Annotated in this window: 26 protein-coding genes; 18 read left to right on the top strand and 8 right to left on the bottom strand. The window is 55.2% G+C overall.

Features of this window, described 5'->3' with window-relative positions; translation table 11 throughout:
* Positions 1–74: 74 nt before the first annotated feature.
* A complete protein-coding gene (locus OSB_RS11485) occupies positions 75–671 on the bottom strand; it encodes a GcrA family cell cycle regulator (protein WP_049835135.1) in 597 nt (198 codons plus the stop codon).
* Positions 672–815: 144 nt separating this feature from the next.
* Between OSB_RS11485 and OSB_RS11480 the strand changes: the two genes are divergently transcribed.
* Positions 816–1,622: an ABC transporter permease gene (locus OSB_RS11480; RefSeq protein ID WP_082166459.1), complete on the top strand. Its 807-nt coding sequence runs from the start codon at positions 816–818 to the stop codon at positions 1,620–1,622.
* Here OSB_RS11480 and OSB_RS11475 read toward each other — a convergent pair.
* Complete coding sequence (locus OSB_RS11475; protein WP_049835134.1) at positions 1,619–2,053, bottom strand: hypothetical protein; 435 nt, start codon at positions 2,051–2,053, stop codon at positions 1,619–1,621. The genes OSB_RS11480 and OSB_RS11475 overlap by 4 nt on opposite strands.
* A 42-nt stretch (positions 2,054–2,095) precedes the next feature.
* On the bottom strand, positions 2,096–3,031 hold the full coding sequence (locus OSB_RS11470; protein WP_049835133.1) for a DMT family transporter: 936 nt from the start codon (positions 3,029–3,031) through the stop codon (positions 2,096–2,098).
* Between the two features lie 82 nt (positions 3,032–3,113).
* On the opposite strand from OSB_RS11470, the gene OSB_RS11465 reads away from it, so the two are divergent.
* From OSB_RS11465 to gndA, 4 genes are all read left to right on the top strand, one after another.
* Positions 3,114–3,608, top strand: a complete 495-nt coding sequence (locus tag OSB_RS11465; RefSeq protein ID WP_049835132.1) for a ClbS/DfsB family four-helix bundle protein — start codon at positions 3,114–3,116, stop codon at positions 3,606–3,608.
* A 224-nt stretch (positions 3,609–3,832) separates the two neighbouring features.
* Positions 3,833–5,014: an aspartate aminotransferase family protein gene (locus OSB_RS11460; RefSeq protein WP_049835131.1), complete on the top strand. Its 1,182-nt coding sequence runs from the start codon at positions 3,833–3,835 to the stop codon at positions 5,012–5,014.
* 90 nt (positions 5,015–5,104) lie between these two features.
* A complete protein-coding gene (argF, locus tag OSB_RS11455; protein ID WP_049835130.1) occupies positions 5,105–6,010 on the top strand; it encodes an ornithine carbamoyltransferase in 906 nt (301 codons plus the stop codon).
* A 99-nt stretch (positions 6,011–6,109) separates the two neighbouring features.
* The gene (gene gndA, locus OSB_RS11450) at positions 6,110–7,519 is read left to right on the top strand and encodes an NADP-dependent phosphogluconate dehydrogenase (protein ID WP_049835129.1); all 1,410 of its coding nucleotides are present in this window, start codon (positions 6,110–6,112) and stop codon (positions 7,517–7,519) included.
* A gap of 159 nt (positions 7,520–7,678) precedes the next feature.
* Here gndA and hrpB read toward each other — a convergent pair whose 3' ends face one another.
* Positions 7,679–10,093 carry an ATP-dependent helicase HrpB gene (gene hrpB / locus OSB_RS11445; protein WP_049835128.1) on the bottom strand — a complete coding sequence of 805 codons (2,415 nt, stop codon included), beginning with the start codon at positions 10,091–10,093 and terminating at the stop codon, positions 7,679–7,681.
* An 80-nt stretch (positions 10,094–10,173) separates the two neighbouring features.
* Here hrpB and meaB point away from each other — a divergent pair, with 80 nt between their 5' ends.
* The 6 genes from meaB to OSB_RS11415 all read left to right on the top strand — a co-directional run bounded on the left by meaB (position 10,174) and on the right by OSB_RS11415 (position 13,579).
* A complete protein-coding gene (meaB, locus tag OSB_RS11440) occupies positions 10,174–11,157 on the top strand; it encodes a methylmalonyl Co-A mutase-associated GTPase MeaB (protein ID WP_049835127.1) in 984 nt (327 codons plus the stop codon).
* A 190-nt stretch (positions 11,158–11,347) separates the two neighbouring features.
* Positions 11,348–11,635: a 50S ribosomal protein L28 gene (rpmB, locus tag OSB_RS11435; protein WP_049836138.1), complete on the top strand. Its 288-nt coding sequence runs from the start codon at positions 11,348–11,350 to the stop codon at positions 11,633–11,635.
* A 166-nt stretch (positions 11,636–11,801) separates the two neighbouring features.
* Entirely contained in the window at positions 11,802–12,128 is a 327-nt protein-coding gene (locus OSB_RS11430) for a PilZ domain-containing protein (protein ID WP_049835126.1), read from the top strand.
* 173 nt (positions 12,129–12,301) lie between these two features.
* Positions 12,302–12,619 carry a hypothetical protein gene (locus OSB_RS11425; RefSeq protein ID WP_049835125.1) on the top strand — a complete coding sequence of 106 codons (318 nt, stop codon included), beginning with the start codon at positions 12,302–12,304 and terminating at the stop codon, positions 12,617–12,619.
* Positions 12,620–12,679: 60 nt separating this feature from the next.
* Positions 12,680–13,021 (top strand): hypothetical protein, encoded by a 342-nt coding sequence (locus OSB_RS11420; RefSeq protein WP_049835124.1) that lies wholly within the window; start codon positions 12,680–12,682, stop codon positions 13,019–13,021.
* 51 nt (positions 13,022–13,072) lie between these two features.
* The gene (locus tag OSB_RS11415; protein WP_049835123.1) at positions 13,073–13,579 is read left to right on the top strand and encodes a copper chaperone PCu(A)C; all 507 of its coding nucleotides are present in this window, start codon (positions 13,073–13,075) and stop codon (positions 13,577–13,579) included.
* Between the two features lie 62 nt (positions 13,580–13,641).
* Here the strand turns inward: OSB_RS11415 and OSB_RS11410 are convergent, their stop codons facing one another.
* Positions 13,642–13,974 carry a hypothetical protein gene (locus OSB_RS11410; protein ID WP_049835122.1) on the bottom strand — a complete coding sequence of 111 codons (333 nt, stop codon included), beginning with the start codon at positions 13,972–13,974 and terminating at the stop codon, positions 13,642–13,644.
* Between the two features lie 184 nt (positions 13,975–14,158).
* Here OSB_RS11410 and OSB_RS11405 point away from each other — a divergent pair, with 184 nt between their 5' ends.
* The 6 genes from OSB_RS11405 to OSB_RS11380 all read left to right on the top strand — a co-directional run bounded on the left by OSB_RS11405 (position 14,159) and on the right by OSB_RS11380 (position 19,970).
* Positions 14,159–14,998, top strand: a complete 840-nt coding sequence (locus OSB_RS11405; protein WP_049835121.1) for a TerB family tellurite resistance protein — start codon at positions 14,159–14,161, stop codon at positions 14,996–14,998.
* Positions 14,999–15,204: 206 nt separating this feature from the next.
* Positions 15,205–16,446, top strand: coding sequence for a hypothetical protein (locus tag OSB_RS11400; protein ID WP_143831259.1), 1,242 nt, complete (start codon positions 15,205–15,207; stop codon positions 16,444–16,446).
* A gap of 53 nt (positions 16,447–16,499) precedes the next feature.
* Entirely contained in the window at positions 16,500–18,296 is a 1,797-nt protein-coding gene (gene lepA, locus OSB_RS11395) for a translation elongation factor 4 (RefSeq protein WP_049835119.1), read from the top strand.
* A gap of 40 nt (positions 18,297–18,336) precedes the next feature.
* Positions 18,337–19,179 (top strand): DUF4747 family protein, encoded by an 843-nt coding sequence (locus OSB_RS11390; RefSeq protein ID WP_049835118.1) that lies wholly within the window; start codon positions 18,337–18,339, stop codon positions 19,177–19,179.
* Positions 19,136–19,675 carry a hypothetical protein gene (locus OSB_RS11385; RefSeq protein WP_049835117.1) on the top strand — a complete coding sequence of 180 codons (540 nt, stop codon included), beginning with the start codon at positions 19,136–19,138 and terminating at the stop codon, positions 19,673–19,675. The genes OSB_RS11390 and OSB_RS11385 overlap by 44 nt, the downstream gene beginning before the upstream one ends.
* A 112-nt stretch (positions 19,676–19,787) precedes the next feature.
* Complete coding sequence (locus OSB_RS11380; protein WP_049835116.1) at positions 19,788–19,970, top strand: hypothetical protein; 183 nt, start codon at positions 19,788–19,790, stop codon at positions 19,968–19,970.
* 145 nt (positions 19,971–20,115) lie between these two features.
* Here the strand turns inward: OSB_RS11380 and OSB_RS11375 are convergent, their stop codons facing one another.
* Positions 20,116–20,844, bottom strand: coding sequence for an alpha/beta fold hydrolase (locus tag OSB_RS11375; RefSeq protein ID WP_049835115.1), 729 nt, complete (start codon positions 20,842–20,844; stop codon positions 20,116–20,118).
* Positions 20,845–20,888: 44 nt separating this feature from the next.
* On the opposite strand from OSB_RS11375, the gene OSB_RS11370 reads away from it, so the two are divergent.
* Positions 20,889–21,281 (top strand): hypothetical protein, encoded by a 393-nt coding sequence (locus OSB_RS11370; RefSeq protein WP_049835114.1) that lies wholly within the window; start codon positions 20,889–20,891, stop codon positions 21,279–21,281.
* Here the strand turns inward: OSB_RS11370 and OSB_RS11365 are convergent.
* Together OSB_RS11365 and glyA are read right to left on the bottom strand one after the other, a co-directional pair.
* A complete protein-coding gene (locus OSB_RS11365) occupies positions 21,247–22,131 on the bottom strand; it encodes a DUF817 domain-containing protein (protein WP_234967376.1) in 885 nt (294 codons plus the stop codon). The two genes, OSB_RS11370 and OSB_RS11365, sit on opposite strands and share 35 nt — an antisense overlap.
* Positions 22,132–22,161: 30 nt before the next feature.
* Entirely contained in the window at positions 22,162–23,457 is a 1,296-nt protein-coding gene (gene glyA, locus OSB_RS11360; RefSeq protein WP_049835113.1) for a serine hydroxymethyltransferase, read from the bottom strand.
* Between the last annotated feature and the right edge of the window lie 120 nt (positions 23,458–23,577).

The raw sequence follows: 23,577 nt of genomic DNA, 5'->3' as shown, positions 1-23,577 counted from the left end.
TCGTTAAACCTGCATTTGTTGCGCAACAAAAAAGCCCGCCGATAACGGCGGGCTTTTTCTAAATGGAGTGCCGTTTAGCGGCGTCGGTCGCGGCGTGAGGACATTGGCTGGAAGGCAACGCTCACGTGTGCTTCGCAATATGGTTTGCCTTGCTGCACGGCCAGACCACAGAACCAGAACTGTTCTGTTGCAGGGTCACCAACAGGCCATTTGCATGTTTTTTCCGTCAATTCCATCAGCGTGATCTTCTTGGCGGTCTTTTCAACTTCGTTGACCTTGGCCAAGACTTCAGGGCTGATCTCGTTGGCGGACGGCTGTGGCGGCAGAGGCTGCCCAGCTGGAATGATCTGACGGCGCGCGTGTGGCACTTTGGGCTGCGGGGCAGGGGACGCAGATTCTGTCTTCGGCTCCTGAATTTCCGCAACAGCGGTGCTCGCGGCCTTTTTGGGCGCGGCCTTGGGCTTGGCGGGTGCCTTGGGTTTGGTATCTGCTTTTGGCGCTGCAGCTTTGCCGCCACCGGAACCGGCGCGGTTGCTGAGCCCCAAACGGTGCACTTTGCCGATCACGGCATTGCGGGTCACGCCGCCGAGTTCTTTTGCGATCTGGCTGGCGGATTGACCCTCGCCCCACATCTTTTTCAACACATCGACGCGTTCGTCGGTCCAAGACATATTCGTTCCACTTATCTGGCCAGAGGTTTGGCATGGGCCCCAAACAACCGAATTGGCGGTTATGGGGTTGAGAAATCTTTGATCCCCTATTCTAAGCACCCCAGCGGCGGATACAACCACCCGTGAGCGAAAAAGGAATCAGCGATGCACAGTAGCAAGACCGACATGGGTGTTAGACGTTTTGGCGCCGTGAACTGGCTGGGGACTTGGACGTTGGCGCGGCGTGAAGTTTTGCGATTTATGAATGTTTGGTCGCAAACGATTATGGGGCCGCTGGTCAACGCCGGATTGTTCCTGCTGATTTTCACGATAGCCATTGGCCCGACACGTGGTGACGTTATGGGTGTGCCGTTTATGGTGTTCTTGGCGCCAGGTATCATGACGATGACCGTGATCCAGAACGCATTTGCCAACACGTCCAGCTCGATTGCGTCGGCCAAGGTAGGTGGCAATATCGTGGACACCCTCATGCCGCCACTGTCTGCGCTTGAGTTGCTCGTCGGCTATATCGCGGGGGCTGTTGCGCGCGGGATGATCGTGGCGGTGGTGATAACCGCTGGCGCGATGTGGCTGATCGGCATGCCAATGATCCATCCGCCGTGGGCGTTGGTGTTTGTGGTGCTGGGGTCGATCTTGATGGGGGCGCTGGGCATGGTGGCGGCAGTGTTCGCCAACAAGTTCGACCAACTTTCCGCGATTTCGAACTTTCTTGTTACGCCATTGGCGTTCTTGTCGGGGACGTTTTATTCTATCGAAGCACTGCCACCATTCCTGCAAACGCTGTGCCACTGGAACCCGTTTTTCTACATCATCGACGGCGTGCGGTTTGGTACCATCGGCGTAAGCGACAGCAATCCTTGGCTCGGCCTATGCGTTGTAGCGCTTTGGTCTGCGATTGTGCTGGCGATCGTGTGGAACTGGCTGCGGACTGGCTATCGGATGAAAGCCTAAATCCCAAAAATCGTTTTGATGTCGACCGTTACACCGCGTGCTTCAAGTTCAGCACCTAATTTGCGCGCAGATGGTAAGGCCGCAAAGCTCAATTCAATGGGCTTGGATTGCTTCATATGAAGGCGGAACCTAAAGCCCAAATCACCACCGCTATCTCTCACAGACAAATGGTCAATGTCCGCAAGCTTAATTGTGCGCGGCTTTCCCATCGAGATGATCGTAAGCTCGGAATCTGAGAGGTCTATTCCGTGTTTTGGATTGTAGATCAGGCTCCACATCGCCAAGCCCAGCATCCCCCAAACAAGGACTCGCCCCAACAGCGGAGGATCATTACTGGCTTCAAGTCCCCAAGTAATAAAGAGCGCGAACGCAAGCATGGCCCAAACCATTGGGCTGCGTCCGTTTGAACGATAGCGATAAATCTTTTCCATTGGCTCTACATAGCTCTCTCAATTGGCGATTTTGTGACCGTATTAGACCCGACCGCCAAGGCTGGTTGGAACACGCCGAAATCGGCTTCGGTTCACGCCTTCGCGCCATGCGAGAAGCGCCGCCCCTGAGACGATGATGCAGGCCCCTAATACGCTGATCCAATCTGGGACGGATTTGAAGATTGCCCAGTCATAAAGGCTTGCGAAGATCAGTGTCAGGTAGCTGAACGGCGTCACGTATGATGCATCTGCGCGCGCCATTGCGTTGATGAAGCAGGTTTGTGCGGAAGCCATCATGAGGCCCAAGGCGGCGAGCGCGCCCCATTGTGCCAATGTCGGGGGTGCCCAATAGGCGGCGGCTGCGATGCTCATCAGCACACAACCGAGCGCGTTGTTGATCAACAGGATTTGCAGGGGCGGCTCACGGTCTGCAAGTTTCTTAATGAAGATCAGCTCAAGCCCCATCGTAAAGGCAGCACCAAGTGCGAGCATTGCCGCCACTTGAAACGTGTCCGGTCCGGGGCGCAGCAGGATCAAGGCGCCAACAAAGGCAATCGCGGCGGCCGCCCAGCGCCACGGGCCGACCTTTTCGCCTAAGAATGGAATAGCCAGCAGCATCCCGAAGACGGGGTTGAGGAAACTGATCGCGGTGGCGTCTGATAGGGGAATAAAGGCCACAGCCGCAAACATCAGCGTTACCCCCGTCGCGCCGCAAATGGTGCGCGAGATATGCAGGCGTAGATTGGGGTTGCTGATCTTCGGGCGCAGGACTGCGGCCACGCTGAGCAAACCGAAGAACGCGAAAACAAAACGCCCTTGGCTGATTTGCAGCGGGTGGAGGCTTGTCCCGAGCGTATCTGTGCCCAAAGCTTTCGCGCAAAGGGTCGTGCCTGCAATGAACACAGTCGCCAACACCATCAACGCAACGGCGGCTGATGGGTTTTGCGGGCGCGGCGTGGGCTGCGGTGTTTGTACCATAACATGCGTGTTTCACGGCGCTTGTGCCAGATCAAGGCGCGTCGTTCGTCCAGTGGTTAGGATCGGGGAAAAGGAGAAAGCCATGCCAGCTGCCACCACAAAGATCGACCTTCAAGCCGTCACCCAAAAGGAGTTTATCAAGCTTCAAGCGTTGATCGTGGATATCCCCGAGAGTGACGCGATGCGTAAACGCGAAGACGATACCTCGATCAAGGACGTGATCGCCCACCGTGCCCATTGGATCACCCTATTTTTAGGTTGGTATCGCGACGGGCAAGACGGACGGGAGGTTTTCTTTCCGGCCAAAGGTTACAAATGGAATGACCTAAAAACGTACAATGCCAAGCTGCGCCTTGATCAGGCTGAATTGGGCTGGGAAGAAGCAAGGCTTCAACTCGAACAGGGGCAATTCGATTTGATGCAATTCATTGGTGGCAAGTCGGACACCCAGCTTTACGGCGGGCCAATGAAAGGCGCCAACAACGCGTGGACCACAGGGCGCTGGGCAGAGGCAGCAGGTGCGTCGCATTATCGTTCTGCCGCAAAGTGGGTTCGTGCTTGTTTGCGCACGGCCTAACCGTTTGACGCATAATGCTTGCAAAACCGCGCCGACCCAGCGTAAGACAGCCCCATGATGATGAATTTGACACGAAATGAATTGCGACGCCGACGCTGATCTATTGATCGCGCCTATTGGCATCTCTGACACGTTCTGTCGAAAAACTCATCTAACACCCCAACATTATTGACACCTGGCCCGCGTTCCAACACCTATGGGCCTTTCTTATAAGGAAGATCACGATGATCCTGTCTGTACTGCCCACTTACAACCGTGCTCCGCTGAATTTCGTCAGCGGCGAAGGCTCTTGGCTGGTTGAGGCAGATGGCCGACGTTTCTTGGATCTTGGTGCGGGCATAGCAGTGAATGTGCTTGGTCACGCGCACCCTGAGTTGGTTGAGGCGCTGACGACGCAGGCAGGTAAACTTTGGCACACCTCTAACCTGTATCACATCGGGCCACAGCAAAAGCTGGCGGACATGCTGGTTGAGACGACCTTTGCCGACACCGTGTTTTTCACGAACTCGGGTACTGAGGCCTGCGAAATGGCTGTGAAAATGGCGCGTAAGTATCATTTTGAGAATGGCGCGCCTGAACGGACGGACATCATCACCTTTGACGGGTCTTTCCATGGTCGCTCTAGTGCGGGAATCGCTGCTGCGGGTTCCGAAAAGATGACGAAAGGTTTCGGCCCATTGCTTCCCGGTTTTGTGCATCTGCCATTTGGCGATCACGACGCCCTGACTGAGGCTGCGAAATCACCGACGGTTGGTGCGATCATGGTTGAGCCTGTGCAGGGCGAAGGCGGTATTCGACCTTTGCCTGATGCCTGCCTTAAGGGGCTGCGCGATCTTTGTGACGAACACGGGCTGCTGATGATTTTGGATGAGGTCCAATGCGGCGTGGCGCGTACCGGTAAACTGTTCGCCCATGAATGGGCTGGCATCACGCCTGATATTATGATGGTCGCCAAGGGCATCGGCGGTGGCTTTCCACTTGGCGCTGTTCTGGCCACTGAAACCGCAGCGATGGGCATGACAGCCGGAACCCACGGATCGACCTATGGCGGCAATCCATTGGCCTGCGCCGTTGGCTGCAAGGTGATGGATATCGTGGCAGAGCCCGCGTTCATCGCGGATGTAAGCCGCAAAGCAGGCCTGTTTCGTCAAAAACTAGAGGGGTTGGTGGCGTCACATCCTGACGTATTCGAAGACGTGCGCGGCACCGGCTTAATGCTGGGCCTCAAATGCAAGGCGGTGAACATGGACATCGTTACTGCCAACTACGCACAAGAGCTTCTGACCGTTCCCGCAGCAGACAACGTCATCCGTCTGCTTCCCCCGCTCAACATCACAGATGCAGAGATAGACGAGGCCATATCCCGCCTTGAGAAAGCAGCCACACACATCACAGCGGGCGCTTAACTCTTTCTTAATCCTGCTTTTGTTTCCCAAATATCCTGTGGGATTGGAGGCTAGCCCCCAATTCCGCAGCCAATTACAAGCGATAGAACAATGACCCATTTTCTCGACATCAACAAAACATCTCCCGCCGACCTGCGCGGGATCATCGACAACGCCGCTACCATGAAGGCCGCGCGCGCAGGCCAGCCAAAGGGGACGCCAGATGCGGACCTTTCACTTGCCAATCACATGGTAGCCCTGATCTTTGAAAAACCGTCCACGCGGACACGTATTTCGTTTGACGTGGGCGTGCGCCAGATGGGTGGTGAAACGATGGTATTGTCTGGCAAAGACATGCAGCTTGGCCACGGTGAAACGATTGCTGATACGGCCCGCGTTCTGAGCCGCTATGTTGACTTGATCATGATCCGTACATTCGAAGAACAAACCCTATTGGAGATGGCCGAATACGCGTCTGTGCCTGTGATCAACGGGCTGACGGACCGCACACACCCGTGTCAGATCATGGCTGACATCATGACGTTTGAAGAACACAACGGCCCGATCAAGGGCAAGAAAGTCGTCTGGTCAGGCGACGGTAACAACGTGTTCGCGTCTTTCGCCCATGCCGCAAAACAGTTCGATTTTGATCTGGTGTTCACCGGACCCGAAACACTGCAACCCGAGGCCGCGCTAGACGGGCTATACACAACTGTGCGCGACCCAAACGAGGCCGTTCAAGGTGCTGATTTGGTTGTAACCGACACATGGGTGTCCATGCATGACCCTCAATCTGCACGTGAACGCCGCCACAACCAGCTGCGAGGCTATCAAGTCAATAAAAACCTGATGTCCAAAGCGAAGGACGACGCATTGTTCATGCACTGCCTGCCAGCGCATCGCGATGACGAGGCGACCTCAGAAGTTATGGACGGCCCGAACTCGGTTATTTGGGACGAAGCAGAAAACCGGATGCATGCGCAAAAGGCCGTCATGCGGTTCTGCTTGGGGAAATAATTCCCCCTTCGTCGGTGAGTTGCGACATTGTTGGCAAGCGTGAGGTTGAAGCCCCCGCGCTTGCAGCATACTCGTAGCGGATACAATTGAGGGATCCCGATGACCGAATCCGCGACGCTTGGCCTGTTTGGGCTTGGAACTATGGGCAGCGCTTTGTCGCTCAACATTCTCGAAAAAGGGTTTTCGTTGCATGTGACCAACCTTGAGACCGAGGTGGTTGGCGAATTCGTTAAGGAAGCCGAGGACGCAGGGCTGGCAGAAAATCTGCACGGCGCGGACGACTTGGCAAAGATGGTTGCCGCGATGGCGCCGCCGCGTGCGATTATTCTGATGATCCCGTCAGGCGCGCCGGTCGATGAAACCATTGAAAAGCTGCTGCCACATCTGGCCAAAGGCGACACGATTATCGACGCCGGTAACGCGGATTTTCACGTAACCCGCCGCAGGACAGCCGAAGTAGAGGCCCAAGGATTTACCTATATCGGTATGGGTGTTTCTGGCGGTGAAGATGGTGCACGGCACGGGCCAGCGATGATGGTTGGGGGTTCACCCGCCGCGTGGAGCGGAATTCGGGACGTGATTGAGGGCATTGCCGCCAAATTTGAAGGAAGCCCCTGCGCGGACCATTTTGGCCCCGACGGCGCAGGGCATTTCGTTAAAACGGTGCACAACGGTATCGAATACGCAGACATGCAGTTGATCGCGGAAACCTATGGCTTGATGCGCAACGGGCAGGGGCAGTCACCATCCGAAGTCGGCGAGGTCTTTGAGCGTTGGAACAAAGGTGTGTTGGAAAGCTATCTGGTTGAGATCACCGCGAAGGTCTTACAGGCCAGCGATACGGAAACTGGCGGGCCAGCAGTCGACGTTATTGTTGATGCGGCGGGTCAAAAAGGCACAGGTCGTTGGACGGCCATTGAAGCTGTGCGTTTGGGACAATCCGCCAATGTCATTGAGGCTGCGGTCGCCGCACGGGCGTGGTCGTCTGAGGGCGAAGCGCGGGCTGCGGGCAGTGCAATATTTGATGCGCCGCGGGGCGACTTGGAGCTGGACGAAGCTGATCTTGAGGCTGCGTTGCTTGTGGGGCGTATCGTGTCTTATGCGCAGGGGTTCCGGATTTTGGATGCGGCATCGGCTGAGTATGATTGGTCGATCGATTATGCCCGCGTCGCAGAAGTTTGGCGCGCGGGATGTATCATCCGTTCGTCTTTGCTTGGCGACATTGCCGCAGCATTTCGCGGCGATCTTCCTGAGGGCCAGCTTATTTTCTCTGAAACGTTTGCAAAGCTGATTTCTGAGGGTTTGCCAGCGTTGCGCCGCGTTGTTGGCGCTGCGGTTGCGGGTGGTCATGCGGTTCCTGCGCTCGCTTCGGCGCTTGGTTTCCTCGATACGATGCGCACAAAGCGCGGCACTGCGGATGTGATCCAAGCGCAGCGCGACTTCTTTGGGCACCACGGGTTTGTGCGGATTGACGGGCGTCGCGACCAACACGGGCCTTGGTGGGACTGATTGAAGTTGGAGTGATCTAGCGATCAGCGCTTGCAGCGGGCGGGGCGCAAATTTTCTTTGAAAATTTGAACCTTAAGCGAAGGAAAGGAAGAGGGGGCCAGCCCCCGTCCTTCAGACTCCCCCGGGATATTTTTGAGACAAAGACAAAATGAAGTTGGCCTATTTACGCGGTTTTGCGCGTAGGGTCGGGTCCGCTTGTGTTGGGTCTTCGGGCCAAGGGTGGCGTGGGTAGCGGCCGCGCATGTCTTTGCGCACGTCCACGTAGGATGTGGCCCAAAAGCCGGGGACATCCATCGTGGTTTGGATTGGTTTTTGCCCCGGCGATAGGAACGTCACGCGCAGTGGGCGGCCTGCGACAGTTGGATGCTGTGTGGTGCCGAACATTTCTTGAATGCGCAGCGTGATTTCGGGGGCATCGCCACTGTAACCAATCGGAGTATGGCGACCCAAAGGCGTGGTGAATTGGGCCGGTGCTTGGCTGTCGACGCGTTGCATTTGGTCCCACGTTAAGATCGCGCGCAATGCTTGGAGCGTGTCGTGGGCTTTCCATTGCGCCGTGGAGTGTGTGCCGTTGAGGTAGGGGAGAAGCCAGTCGTTGAGGGTTTCCATCAGTGCGGTGTCTGACATGTCGGGGAGGCTGGGATCTACTGCGCGAACCAGTGCGACGCGGGCGCGAAAGCGTTCGGCGGCTGCTGTGAACTTAAAGCCAAGCATGCGCACACCGTCGAGCATGGCGTGGGCGATTTCATCTGCTGGCGCATTTTTCCATGCGGTGTCTGACAATTTGATCGCGCCAAGGCGTTCTTGGGTGCGTGCCAGAACCTTACCGTCGCGTTTGGACCAAGCGCAGCTGTTGACGGTGGTGATCGTTGTGCCTGCCACATCGCGCATGTCGGCTTCCGAAATGGTGAGGGCGGCGCGGATTTTGGCTTCTCTTGGGTTGCCGTCTGTGTCGGTCACAACAAGCAAGCGCTGCCCTGCGAGAGGGTCGGCGCTGTCCATGTGCGCGCCATTACCGCCGGACAGAACGTAGCGTGGTTCGTCACCTGCACGGCGCAGGGCGATGCGGTCGGGGTAGGCCATTGCGGCGTAGATTTCGGAGGGCTGTTCGGGCGCGTTGGGTGCGAGTTTTGCCAACCGTTTGGCCTCTTGTTTGACGCGGGCGAGGGCACCTTTGTGGATTTGGTGTGCACCGATTTCTCCGGACAGCGCTTTGATACGTAGGGATAAATCGCTTGGAGCGCCTTGCAGGATGTCGCGCTCGGATAGCAGGGCAGCGAGGGGGGCGGCGGCTTTGCCCCCCGTGACCAACATATGCGCAAGACGCGGGTGGAGCGGCAGTTTCGCCAGTGCACGTCCGTGCGTGGTAATGCGACCATCTTTCAACGCGCCGAGTGCGGTTAGCAACACGCGTGCTTCGCTTAGGGCGTGTTCTGGTGGGGGCGTTAAGAACGGCAAGCCATCGCCCCCCCAAACGGCCAATTCCACTGCGAGGCCCGTAAGATCTGCAGCTTCAATTTCGGCGGGCGGGAACGCGGCGAGAGCGCCGTCTTCGCCTTTTGACCAAAGTTTGTAGGCGACACCTTCAGCCACGCGCCCTGCGCGGCCAGCGCGTTGGGTGGCTTCGGCGCGGGTGACGCGTTCGGTGATGAGACGCGACATGCCAGAGCCTGGGTCAAAGCGTGCGCGACGCGATTTTCCGCAATCCACGACTACGCGGATGTCCTCAATCGTGAGGGATGTTTCCGCGATAGAGGTTGCGAGGACGACTTTGCGGCCCGATGAGACGGAAGCAATCGCCGCGCGTTGCTGCGCGAAGGGTAGGGCGCCAAAAAGGGGGCGAATGGAGCAATCGCTTGGGAGGCGACCGTCGAGGCGAGCTTGGACGCGGCGGATTTCGCCCTCTCCGGGGAGGAAGACGAGCACGCCGCCTTGGGTCTCAGTGACGGCTTGTGCGACGAGGTCCGCTGCAGCTTGGTCAAAGCGCACGTCTTTGCGCAAGGGGCGGTCCAGCCAGCGCGGTTCAACCGCAAAAGCGCGTCCTTGGGACGTCACGACGGGGGCGTTAACCAATTCAGCGACAGGGCCTGCGTCCAAAGTGGCGGACATGACCATGAGTACCAAGTCAGGACGCAGTGCCTCGCGGACCTCTAGCGTGAGGGCCAAGCCGAGGTCGGCGTTTAGGGAGCGTTCGTGGAACTCATCGAAGATCACTGCGCCGATGCCCGACAGTTCAGGATCAGATTGGATCATGCGGGTCAGGATGCCCTCAGTAACAACCTCGATCTTGGTGGCACCGGACACTTTGGTTTCGCCGCGCATGCGGTAGCCAACGGTTTCCCCAGCCGTTTCACCCAATTGCTGCGCCAAACGTTCTGCTGCGGCGCGGGCAGCCAAACGGCGCGGTTCCAGCATGACGATTTTGCCTTGAACGATGCCCGCATCCAGCAAAGCCAGCGGAACACGTGTGGTTTTGCCCGCACCGGGGGGCGCTTGCAGGACGGCGCAGCCGCGCGCCCGCACAGCCGCAATCAGCTCGGGCATTACGTCATCAATGGGGAGTGCGTCGTTCATATGTCCTACATCTTGGCAAATATGATTAAACACAACACCCTGATCTGGACGTGAGGCGTTGGTGATCCCATAAAGCGCCTATGGATATTGCGACGACAGCTGAGAAAATCCGCGCAGGCGAGCGCCGCGCATTGGCCAGAGCTATTACACTTGTGGAAAGCACGCGTGCGTCGGATCGTGTTTTGGCGGCAGAACTGCTCGGGGCCGTCGGAACGGACCGCCAAGCGTTGCGCATCGGGCTGTCCGGTACGCCGGGTGTAGGAAAATCTACGTTCATCGAATCTTTTGGCAAAATGCTGACCGGGCTGGGGCTTCGTGTGGCAGTTTTAGCTGTGGACCCTAGCTCAACCCGTTCTGGCGGATCTATCCTTGGCGATAAAACCCGCATGGATTTGTTATCGCGCGACCCGAATGCGTTCATCCGTCCGTCCCCTAGTCAGTCCCAACTAGGCGGCGTGGCGCGGCGCACCCGCGAGGCGATTGCGCTGTGTGAAGCGGCTGATTTCGATGTGGTGTTGATTGAGACAGTTGGCGTTGGGCAATCCGAAACGGCAGTCGCGGAGATGTCTGATCTGTTCCTGCTGTTGCTAGCGCCTGCGGGCGGGGATGAGTTGCAGGGCGTGAAGCGTGGGATCATGGAAACCTGCGACATTATTCTTGTGAATAAAGCCGATGGGGATTTGAAAGCACAAGCGACGCGGACCTGTGCGGATTATGCCGGCGCGTTGCGCTTGATGCGCAAGCGCCCGCAAGACCCTGACGACTTCCCCAAAGCGGTCGCGGTTTCTGCCCTGCAAGAAGACGGAATCACAGCGGCATGGGATGAGATGAAAGCGCTGGTCGATTGGCGCAAAGAAGAGGGCGTTTGGGATGCGCGGCGTAGGGATCAGGCGCGGTTTTGGTTCCAAGAAGAGGTCCGCGCTGGGCTTTTGTCGCGGCTTACCTCGGACGATGCGGTTAAAACCCAACTTGCGGCGTTGGAGCAGGACGTGGCGTCTGGCAAAATTCGCCCAGCCCAAGCCGCTGAAGACCTGATTTCACAGCTTTTTCCGACTGCGCGGTAAATTCATCCGCAACGTAACGGCGAAAAGATGTGAATAGCGCTCTGATGGGTGCCTTGGCACTTGACGGGGCAAAGGAATCCACCTAATTCCCGCTCAATGAATTCAGCCCATGCCGCGTGCGGGGCTTCAACGCTATGATAAAAAGGGTCGCGCGCTACGCTGCTGGCCTTTGATGAACAAGGAAAACGCTATGTCTCGCCGTTGCGAACTGACCGGAAAAGGCCCTATGACGGGTAACAACGTGAGCCACGCGAAAAACCGTACGCGTCGCCGTTTCTTGCCAAACTTGCAGGACGTCTCTTTGATGTCCGAATCTTTGGGCCGCACATTTAAGTTCCGCATCTCCAACGCTGCGCTTCGCACTGTTGACCACCGTGGTGGTTTGGATGCGTTCTTCGCGAAATCCAAAGACGCTGAGCTGTCACCAGCCGCGTTGAAGGTTAAGAAAGACATCGCTAAGGCAGCAGCCGAAGCTTAAGTCTCTCGACCAGACAGATTGAAAGGCCCGAACATCGCGTTCGGGCTTTTTTCGTTTCCCACTCAAGGTTCATGGTGAACGGTGGGTGAACAAAGAACACCGCATTCGCGCGATAACCTTTTGTTCAAGAGTTAGGGTCACTTGTTGTCAGACAAGGAGACCCACCATGAGTTATCGAGCACATAGATATCCCACCATTTTCCCCATCGAGCTTAAATGCGCCGGACAGGTGCAAAAGGGGCATCTGACGAATATCGCATCGTCAGGGGCAGGTGTTTTTGATGTGCAAGGGCTGGAAGTGGGGGATGAGGTAACGCTTTGCTGTTCGGCGGGTAACCTTGCTGGCACGGTTCGATGGGCGGATGACGACCAGTGCGGTGTTATCTTCAAACACAAGCTTGGGCCACGTCAGTTGGAACAATTACGCCACGCACCGACAACGACAGGCCACGTTCTGCATCGTCACACGCACGCATTTACTGAACTACGCTGATTTAAACGTTCCTTTTGTCCGCGGTAGTCCACCAATTGCGACTATTGGATACTTTTCATTGCGTGCTAAGGCTTGAACATCGCGTTCGGGCTTTTTTCGTTTTGAGAGTCACAGTTCTGCCATTCTTTTCTGTTCAACCCTAGGGTGAATAAAAGCACTAAGGACTCCTAATAATGAAATACTCGATCGCAATTATTTTTGCCTGCATGTCCGGTTCTGCTTTTGCGGGCTGCGCAAATTTTACGGACGGGAGTTTGCCCGACAACTCCGCTCCTGTTGTGCGCATCTGTTATGACGATGTTTGCGACATCACGACGCAGGATTATATCTGTTCGACTATGAACACCTACCATGCAGGTTATGCGATTGGTTGGAGTGTCGATTGCACCTTCAACGATGCGACTGATCAGGACTGCCAGATCGCTTGGCAAGGGCGCGCAATTGACCCCGCCAAGCACGACCGCTTGACCTTCACGGAGTTGGATCAGTAGCGCGACACTGCGACCTTTCAGCACTTTTCCCAACCGGACGCCCCTGCTAGGTCTTCCTCCATGACCCGTATCTTAACCCTCACGCTTGCTTTGCTCATCGCTGTGACATCACAGCAGATGGCGATGGCGCGTGGGATGGCGCGGGATGCGTCTGGTCAGGTGATCCTGTGTACGGGCCAAGGGGTCATGACCGTCACACTCGACGCGCAGGGCGAACCGATGGGACCTGTCCATATCTGTCCTGACTGCGCATTGACGTTGATGGCCTTTGCGGACGCCCCGATTGCTGCTGAAAGCGCAGCTATCCACATTCAAACACTGGCGCATACGCCTGTTACGGCGTTGCAAATCCCAGTTGTCCCCACACGCACGCAAGCGCGCGGCCCGCCTTTGACCGTCTGAAGACTTACTTTCACTTTTCCAACATTCAGACTTTCAAAACAGGAGCGGATTATGTCCCTCAAAACTACACTTATGGGTGCTGTCGCAGCACTGTCTTTTGCTATGCCAGCATTCGCTGAAATCGAGGTTCACGACCAATACGCGCGGTCTTCCAATGCGATGGCGGGCGCGGCCTTTATGACCATCCACAACCACGGCGATGGGGATGACCACCTTCTTAGCGTCATGTCAGATGCGTCCGCGCGGGTTGAGCTGCACACACACATTGAGGATGCTGAGGGCGTCATGCGGATGACCTATGTTGAAGAGGGTTTTGTCCTTCCAGCGGGTGGTGAAATCACTATGCAACGCGGCGCTGCGCACGTGATGTTCATGGGCCTGAACACACCGTTTGAGCAGGATGATATCGTGACAATCACCTTTGTTTTTGAACACGCAGGTGAAGTTGTTGTTGAAATCCCGGTTGATCAAACTCGTGAAGAGCATGGCGCGATGAGCGGTGATGTGGATCACTCGGACATGGATCATTCCGACATGGATCACAGCGCCGACAACTAAAACGAAAACGGGCGCCCGTAAAAAAATGGGCGCCCGTTCATCTAGTCATACATGCGTTTAGCTTAACCGCACTGAGAGCGCGCCGATGAAATAAACGCGCGGTAGCGGTCCCAGAACGCATCATTTGCGTTGCTGTTGCTGATCTTAGTTTCATTCGCGATTTCCGGATCGGCCATAAACGTCGCAACGCGTGCGCGATCGCGGCTCGATAATTCGGAATTGGCGACGCGTTGCACGCAGCCACATAAGCTTGGGTTTGCGGCAGACCGGTCGGCCGCCAAACACGCGCGGCTAATGTCGCCGGTTGCGCCGCGTGTTGATCCTGAATTGCTTCGATTGCCGCCCGAACAAGCGGTCAACGCGACCAGTGCTGATAAAATAACAAAATTCTTCATATCGCCTCACTAACGGGCCCAACTTATTGCGGGGTCTTCCCCGTTGGTGCCTCAAACTGCTGAACACAGTATGCCGCAACGGATAGGATTGGGGAAGGGGGGCGATATCACGATTGATTAATCAGTAACCTTACGTCAGGTACAGGCGAGTAAAATTAACGAAACATCAACGTAAAGTAGATTAATGAAATTATTGTCCTTCATCGCCGCCGTATTCTTCGTCTCGGTCATACCGCAAAAATCTGAGGCATTCGTCTATGGCACGGACGAGAAAATGTTCTTCCACAGCGAAACCGAGTGGACGGACAACGCGGGAAACGAAATGTCCCTTTGCGTTTTGCGCAAGCGCTATCACCTCATGTGGATCGCCGTTTGGAGCAACTATTCCTACGCCGTTGCTGACAACCGCTGCGACACGGACAGCCTGTTTCTCTATCCTGAAGAGGACATCCTTAAGGATATCGCATCCGGTGAACTGACCGCCATTTCTTCCCCCGAAGTGCCTTTGAATTTCAGCCGCGTCTTTTGGGGCTTCACGCTGTTGATTGCCTTGGTGCCGCTGGTTTTGCTTGGCCTGTGGGGTATGCGTCAGACTAAAATCCGCAACGCCAAACGGGCTGAACTGACGGCAGGCATTCCGACCAATGTGCAAGGCCCGCTGGCGTTTTTGCTGCAGGCGGCGTTGTCCGACGGAACGGCGGACGACGCTGAGTTGACTGCGATCACCCGCGCTGTGAAAGAGATCTACAACCTGCGCCTCACCGTGCCGCAGCTTCGCGAAATCGTGGACAACACAGACGTCGATATGGAAGCGCCAGAGATCAAAGGCTTCTTGGCGTCTGGCACTGGCGAAGAAAAGCACCAAGCCCTGCGCCTGTTGGTGATGGTCACGGCTGCGGACGGCAAACTGGACGAAAGCGAGCTGAAATTCGCAGTCGAAGCCGGCGCAAAACTTGGGTTCACCCAAGCGGATGTGGCGCAGGTTTATAAGGCGATGAGCGCGCCTGCCGAACCACAGGTCTAATAACAAAGGGGAGCGTTCGCCGCTCCCCTTCTTCCTTGCCAAAACGTAGTTTTGGCAGCGCCCGCACCTCCCCCACGGGGAGGGCGCTTCTCGCCCACACCTCGGTTCGGGCGCGGGCAATTTTTGAACTCCCCTTTTGATTGCAAAACTTGGTTGATTTTCGCAGTAGGGTAGAGCACCGTTGGCATGTAATAGGGAGATAGCGTGTGAAGTGCATCGAAGAGTTGAGACCAAAAAGCCCGAAACCTACTTTGATGGACAAAAATAAGAAACCTGAGCGAACGCTGCTCTCGGTCTTTATGCGACTTTTGGAACTGATCCCAGAGTTGCGCGCTGAATTCCTCGCCGAATGTGGATACGGCTCAGGCAAGACCTGCACATATGAAAGCTTCATGGAGGTTTCATTTCCATCTTCAAAAATACCCGATCACCGCCCTGATGGGCTTGTGACATGCAAGCGTGGTTCATCTGTTTGGACAGCATTTATTGAAGCCAAGGCTGGTAAAAGTGAAATTAGGCCAGAGCAAATCCAAGACTATACGCATCTGGCATCATTGCTCGATGTCGACTGCGTAATTTCAATTTCCAACGAATTTGCTAGAACAGCGTCCGAGTTACCCTACCACGTTGCGGCCAATAAACGCCGCAAGCGGGTTATTTGTCATTTTGCTTGGGCTGAATTGAGAGCGATGATCGATCGCTTCGTAAAAGCACCTGAACTGTCAGACTTGGCAAGAAACGTCCTCGAGGACGCTGCAGGGTTCTTTTGGGATAAGGACAGTGGCGTTGTGACTTTTGACCAAATGCCTAAGGAATGGAGCGAATTTGTTCAGTCGTCTGGTGTTGGAGTTGGGTTCAGTGCAAAAACGCCTGGCATAACCGAGATCGTTCACGGTTGGCACCAGGAGCGACGTGACTTGCGCTCAAAATTGGCCCATCACGCATCGACCGTTGTTGACCTTCGTCATGAGTTGGGAGGGCGGGCAGAGTTCGACGCCGTTCTATCATATGATCGAAAGCGGTTAGCTGAAACGTATGAGCTGTCGGCGAGTTATCTGTTCAAAAACAGTAAGCTCGCGATTGAGGTGCTGTGTGAATTACAAGATCGAAAAACAACCGTCACTGTAGATATCCCTCCTCCCGCAGATAAGGGCGCGAAAGCAACAACTACTTGGTTGTTAAAGCAGACAAGTGAATTCGAGCCTGCGAAAACAAATTTTGTCATGTCTTGGAAGGGTAAAGGCAACGAACGCCATGCAACTCTCGAAGCTTTAAGGTCCGATCCAGAAAAACTGTTCGACGGGTATCGTGAGGGACCGAAAGCGATCAGATTGATCCGTCAGGTACATGATGTCCGCCGTTTCAGATCTGCTAAGAATTTTGTGGCGGACCTTGAGAAGCTTGTTCTTGGTGTGACGGACGAATTGAAGGCGGCGAGCTTCATCTAAGAAGCGGGCTTTCCCCCCTCGACAAATCCGTCAAACCCCTACATATCCACGGTATGATAGCACTTTCTCACATCCGCAATTTCTCCATCGTGGCGCACATTGACCATGGTAAATCCACGCTTGCTGATCGCTTGATCCAGTCCACGAATACCGTGGCGGAACGCGATATGAAGGCGCAGATGCTTGATAGTATGGATATCGAGCGTGAGCGCGGGATTACCATCAAGGCCAACACGGTGCGCATTGATTACACGGCGCAAAACGGTGAAGCCTATGTGTTGAACCTGATCGACACCCCTGGTCACGTGGATTTCGCCTATGAGGTTTCGCGGTCTATGCGTGCGGTCGAAGGTTCGCTTTTGGTGGTGGATTCCACCCAAGGGGTTGAGGCGCAGACGCTGGCGAATGTCTATCATGCCATCGATGCGGACCATGAAATCGTTCCTGTTTTCAATAAGATCGACCTTCCAGCAAGTGATGTGTCCCGCGTCGCGGAGCAGGTTGAGGACGTGATCGGTATTGATGCATCTGGTGCCATCGCGGTGTCCGCCAAAACCGGTGAAGGCATTAATGAAACGCTTGAGGCCATCGTGCAGCACCTGCCTGCCCCAACGGGCGACGTGGATGCGCCGCTGAAGGCGATGCTGGTGGATTCATGGTATGACAGCTACCTCGGCGTGATCGTTTTGGTGCGCATTATTGATGGTAAGCTGAAGAAGGGCGAGAAGGTTAAATTCCTGTCCAACGACACCATTCACCACGTTGATCGCATCGGCGTGTTCCGCCCAGAAATGACCCCCGTGGATGAGCTTGGGCCGGGCGAAATCGGCTTTCTGACGGCCTCAATCAAACAGGTGCGCGATACGCGGGTGGGCGACACGATCACCCATCAGCGCGAAGAAGTTGAACCGCTGCCGGGCTTCCAGCCTGCGCAACCTGTTGTTTTCTGTGGCTTGTTCCCTGTGGACAGCGCCCTGTTCGAAGACTTGCGTGAAGCGATTGATAAGCTGGCGTTGAATGATGCCTCGTTTAGCTTTGAGATGGAATCCTCTGCCGCGCTTGGCTTTGGCTTTCGCTGTGGTTTCCTTGGGTTGCTCCACCTCGAAGTGATCCGCGACCGGATTGAGCGCGAGTATGACATTGACCTGATCACCACCGCGCCGTCTGTGATTTACCACGTTCACATGCGCGACGGCACGTCGTTCGATTTGCACAACCCCGCCGACATGCCCGACATGACCCATGTGGACCACATTGAGGAGCCGCGGATTAAGGCGACGATTTTGGTGCCGGATGAATACCTCGGTGAGGTGCTGAAATTGTGCCAAGACCGCCGCGGCATTCAGGAAGACCTGACCTATGCGGGCAGCCGCGCGATGGCGGTTTATGACCTGCCGCTCAACGAGGTGGTATTTGATTTCTACGACCGCCTGAAATCCGTGACCAAGGGCTATGCGTCGTTCGACTATTCGCTGAAAGACTACCGCGAGGACAATCTGGTGAAGATGTCGGTGCTGGTGAACGACGAACCCGTGGACGCGCTGTCCATGATGGTGCACCGCGACCGCGCCGAGACCCGTGGCCGTGCGATGGTTGAAAAGCTAAAAGACCTGATCCCGCGTCACATGTTCAAAATCCCGATCCAAGCGGCCATCGGCGGCAAAGTCATCGCCCGCGAAACCCTGTCCGCCATGCGCAAAGACGTCACTGCCAAGTGTTATGGCGGCGATGCGTCAAGAAAACGTAAACTGCTGGATAAGCAGAAAGCGGGTAAGAAGAAGATGCGCCAGTTTGGGAAAGTGGATATTCCGCAAGAAGCGTTTATTTCTGCGTTGAAGATGGATAGTTAGGAGTGCTACCTTGGGTTGAATTTAAAACTGGGTAGAAACTATGGCGAAGTCTAAAACGAAACGTTACGGCGTGTTTAATGTTGTGGCGCAACCTCATCCTTCTGATATCTACCGAAAGATTTTTGAGGCTGCCGAAGGTGTCGGGGTCAAATACTGGGGTGATTATTACGCTGCCATTACACCCATATCTGCAACTAGAGGGAATGTGTTTACCGGCAGACTTGTAATCTGGATGGCAGTTGACCCAGACTCAAATGTCGTAAGCCTGACCGATTTCGTTGAAGTTCCTTTGAGTAGTAGTAATGACGTTACTATACCAACTGACAAAGGTCTCAATAGCCGGACCTTTCAGTTCGCGTTCAATGTCGGAAACCATCGCCTTTTCTTAGAGCTAAATAACGATGAAGGAAAAAATGTCTCCCCGCGTCGTGCAGAAGTAGCGTTTCAAAAGGCTTTGAGTGAGGCTGCTATAGATCTCGTCGACGAGCTAAGAGTGCAGATTGTTCCGGCTTCGGATAGCGTTGAAAAGATATTGGAAATCGAGAATCTATCGATGGTTGAGATAAAGATATTCAGGCCAAATCCGGATACAATTTCACCAGAAGCGAAGGCGATCTTAGACGAAGAGTTGGAGGACCAACATGCCAAAGAAGTTGTCAAAACTCTGAAAAGAGCCCCGAGTTTTCGTTCACTAGTCCTTAATGCTCGGAGTAAACTTATGGCGCAGGCGGCTGCGCTTGATGGACTTGTGAGAGGCAAAGGAAAAGATGCAGATGGGAAATCTGTGGAAGCCTCGACAAGCGATTACCCGACCGTTATCGTTCGAGTTGAGGACGTTGATGGAACGGATTCTGCAGGGGTTAGAAGTGTTGCGGGAGAGTGACGATATTTCTGATCTGAATGCTTTTCAGGTCTACTTCAGGCTTTATGGCGGTTGGCCGGCCTTACTGACTTCATGGTATTTTTGGCTGAGTCTTTTTTTCTCCTTTTTATGCTATCCAATCTGGAATGAAGAAGTTGAAAATGAGCGTATCTGGACCAGCTCTGCCGTAGAAATAATTCCAAGCCTGATGTCATTTTCGTTGGGCGGAATGGCGATCTTACTGGCCTTTTCCAATGAAAAACTGATGGAACGGATACAGGAGAGTGGAGCGGCTGACTCCTTATACATGAAGACATCAGCAAGTTTTTTCCATTTTATTCTCTTGCAAACACTATCTCTACTCGCGGTTCTTTTGACACAAGCCTTCTCTGTGGATCTTTTGTCTTGGTTTGGCTTTTTTTTAATGTCTTATGGTTTGATGGTTGCCGTTGCTGTCTCTGGAAATCTTCTTAAATTGGCTCAAGTATTCAACTTACTTGCTGCAAAGAAAAAGTAATTTCCTCACCCCCCATCCTTGACCCACATCAAAGCCGCAGGCTCTGATCCATGCCAATCTCCCCACACGCGCGCACGTGCGCGGCGTTGATTGACACTTAAGGAGCCACCTCATGCTTCGGCTTGCTTCCATTCTTTATTCTATCGTCGGCTCATCACTGGCGGGGACGTTCGTTATTGCGGCGCTGGTGACGGGATATGACACCATGTGGCCGATCCTGATTGCGGCTGTGGCGGGCTTTGTTCTGGCACTGCCGCTGACCTATTACGTCACCAAGGCGATGACGGGGAAATAATCCCGAAACGCGCGACGGAAGTTTGGGGCTGGGCCGTATTACCTTCATGACCACATGAGGAGCCGGCCATGTATTATCTTCCACACGCCTTTCTTGCTGCCGCTGGCGGCGCGTCGTTGTTGGTGTTTTTGACGTCCTGTTATCTTTAGACGCAGAAGGCGCGCAGGGTTGCTTCGAACTCGCGCGGTTTTTGTGCGTGGAGCCAGTGGCCTGCGTCCGGTAGTTTGGCGAAGCGGGCTTTGGGGAACAGCGATTTTATGACGGGGCGGTGGTCTGGCGCGACGTAGTCGCTGTCGGCGCCGGATAGGAACAGGGTTGGCCCGTCAAAGGCGCCTGTGACGTCTGGGAAGCCGATGATCTTGGGCATCTCGGCCTCAAGCACATCTAGGTTCAGGGTCCAGCGTTTTTCTTTCACATCAAGGGATTGCAGCAGGAAGTCGCGGACGTCTGGGTCCAGTGTTTCACCCGCCTGAGAGCGACGTTCAACCGCTTGCAGATCAACGGCGCGCATGGCGTTGATGTGTTGAGTTTGGGAATGGCTGTAGCCAACAGGCGCAATATCCGCGACGACGAGCTTACGAATGAGGTGCGGGTGCTTCAGCGCCAAGACTATCGCGGCTTTGCCGCCCATTGAATGGCCGACAACGTATGCGGGTTCGTCCAGTAATTCGGCCAGATCATCTGCCATGTCAAAGTAGCTTTGCGTGTCATGCCAAGGGCTTGCGCCGTGGTTGCGCATGTCGGGCGTGATGACGTGGTAGGTGTCAGAAAGGCGTTTGGCGATGACGCCCCAGTTGCGCGCGGACCCAAATAGGCCATGTGCGATGAGAAGTTTCGGGAGCGAAGGGTCGCCGTAGGTGAGGATATTCAGCATCGCTTTTGAGTAAGCGCAAAGCGTGCGAATTGAAAGGGTGCTGCGTGGTCGTTAAGCCTGAACGTATGACTGGGGATTCTGTTAACAAGTACGCAGATGAGGTTCAGAGCCTTATCGAAGAGAGACTGCGCATCAAGGGCCGGACGCTGGAAAAGGCGTTGGCGCGGGCGGGACGGTTGTTGCCGAAATGGGCGCACCGCGAAGGACGCTATCTGGCGCAGGCGAGCCAGTTGATGGCACACCCGAAACTTCGTTTGATGATTGACGAAGCTAAGGCTGTGAAAGCGCGGGACTTGTTGGTTGCGCATCTAAAATCCATCGATCCGAAAGAACGCCGTAAGACCCGTGTATTGGGCATACTGGGCGTGATCAGTTTTAATCTGATTATCGTGTTCGCCGCACTTATGGCTTACCTGTTATGGCGCGGATTCCTTTGATATCAAGCGGGTTACGAACGACGATTGTGACCGTGACGAAGGCCACATAAAGCAACAGATACCAACTGCCCATTTTGCTGAACGACGTCATCTGGAACGCCGCTGAGCCCGCGTAGACCCACGTGCCGGTTAAGGTGCCGACGTTTTCCGCGATCCATAGGAAGAAGCTTGCGAAAAGGACGGCGAAGGGCAGGGGGATCGCGTAGGTTTTTCCCAGTTCAAACACCACGCGGGTTTGCCAGAACAGGACAGCAGTGGCAGCAAACAGCACTAAGCGGATGTCTGGCACGAAGTGATGGGCGAAGAAGTTCACGTAGATTGCCACAGCTAGCACCACGGTCATCCAGAACGGCGGGTAGGGCGTGAAGCGAAGATCGAACAGCCGGATCACGCGGGCGACGTAACTGCCCACAGAGGCGTACATGAACCCGCTGAACATCGGCACGCCAAGGAACATGAAAATCGCGTCCTCGGGATAGGCCCACGATCCAGCGCTAACTTTGAACCACTCCATCGCGGTGCCTGTGATGTGGAACAGGGCGATGACTTTGGCTTCTTGCCAAGTCTCTAGCTTAAACGCCAACATGGCGATTTGGATCGCCAGAGCGATGCCAAAGAGCGCGTCATAGCGGTTGATGTGCCAATCAGAGGACCAGACGGCTTTGGTGCCGATGACAGCGATCAGGATGAGGCCGGCGAACAGGCACGCCCACGCGTGTTTAAGGATGAAAACCACGGGGCCTGCTGTGCGAACAGGCAGGCGTGCGCGGACAGGGCGTTCGATACGTGTCTCAAAGGTGCTTGGGTTTTGCATGGTGCTAGAAAAGCCAAAGCCGCCGCGGATGTCCACGGCGGCTTTGATTACGATTTGTGCAGAGCATCAAAGGTTTGGATACATCGGGAACTTCTGACACAGTGCTTCGACTTCAGCCGCGACCTTGGCTTCAACCTCAGCGTTGCCGTCTGAGCCGTTTGCGGCCAACCCGTCGACCACTTCGACAATCCAATCCGCGATCATGCGGAATTCAACTTCCGTGAAACCGCGTGTCGTTCCCGCAGGGGAGCCAAGGCGCACACCGGACGTGACCATAGGCTTTTCAGGGTCAAACGGGATGCCGTTTTTGTTGCAAGTGATGTGGGCGCGTTCCAGTGCGTGTTCTGTCTCATTGCCCTTCACGCCCTTTGGACGCAGATCAACAAGCATCACGTGGCTGTCTGTACCGCCTGTGACGATGTCGAGGCCACCCTTCATCAACTGGTCCGCCAACGCCTGCGCGTTTGCTACAACCTGCTTTTGGTAGGCTTTGAACTCAGGGCGCAGTGCTTCGCCAAAGGCCACGGCTTTACCCGCGATGACGTGCATCAGTGGGCCACCTTGGATGCCTGGGAAGATCGCTGAGTTGAACTTTTTCGCCAGTGCTTCGTCGTTGGTGACGATCATACCACCGCGTGGGCCGCGCAATGTTTTGTGCGTTGTTGTGGTGGCGACGTGGGCGTGTGGGAACGGGGACGGGTAGATGCCTGCCGCGACCAGACCTGCAAAGTGGGCCATGTCGACCAAAAGGTAAGCACCAACGCTGTCAGCAATCTCGCGCATGCGCTTGAAATCGATGATGCGTGGGATCGCGGACCCACCTGCAACGATCAGCTTTGGCTGATGCTCAGTCGCGAGTTCTTGAACTTGGTCGTAGTCCAGTTGGCTGTCTTGCTTGCGCACGCCGTACTGGACGGCGTTGTATATTTTGCCGGACTGGTTTGGCTTGGCACCGTGTGTGAGGTGACCACCAGCGTCCAGTGACATGCCTAGGATGGTATCGCCCGGCTTAATCAACGCTTGGTAGACACCTTGGTTGGCTTGGGAGCCTGAGTTCGGCTGAACGTTTACGTATTCAACGTTGAACAACTGCTTGGCACGGTCAATCGCGAGGTTTTCAGCGACGTCAACGTGCTGGCAGCCACCGTAGTAGCGGCGGCCTGGGTAACCTTCGGCGTACTTGTTCGTCATCACGCTGCCTTGGGCTTCCATAACGGCGGCGGAGACAATGTTTTCGGATGCGATCAACTCGATCTCGTTGCGCTGACGGCCAAGTTCGGCGCCAATTGCGGCAGCAATTTCTGGATCACGGGTGGAAAGGCTTTCGGTGAAGAAACCTTTGTCTTTTGTGGCAGCAGTCATAGCGATATCCTTTGGAGCATGCATTGGGGTCGCTGATAAGCTGTCCCTATGCTGCATAAAACCCCAAATTCTTCATTATCTTTATATCGATCCCGACAGGTTCGCGCTGTTGTGCGACTT

Source organism: Octadecabacter temperatus (genome assembly GCF_001187845.1).
Taxonomy (GTDB): domain Bacteria; phylum Pseudomonadota; class Alphaproteobacteria; order Rhodobacterales; family Rhodobacteraceae; genus Octadecabacter; species Octadecabacter temperatus.
The sequence above is the reverse complement of the archived record's forward strand: the minus strand, read 5'-3'. Positions and strand labels throughout refer to the sequence as shown.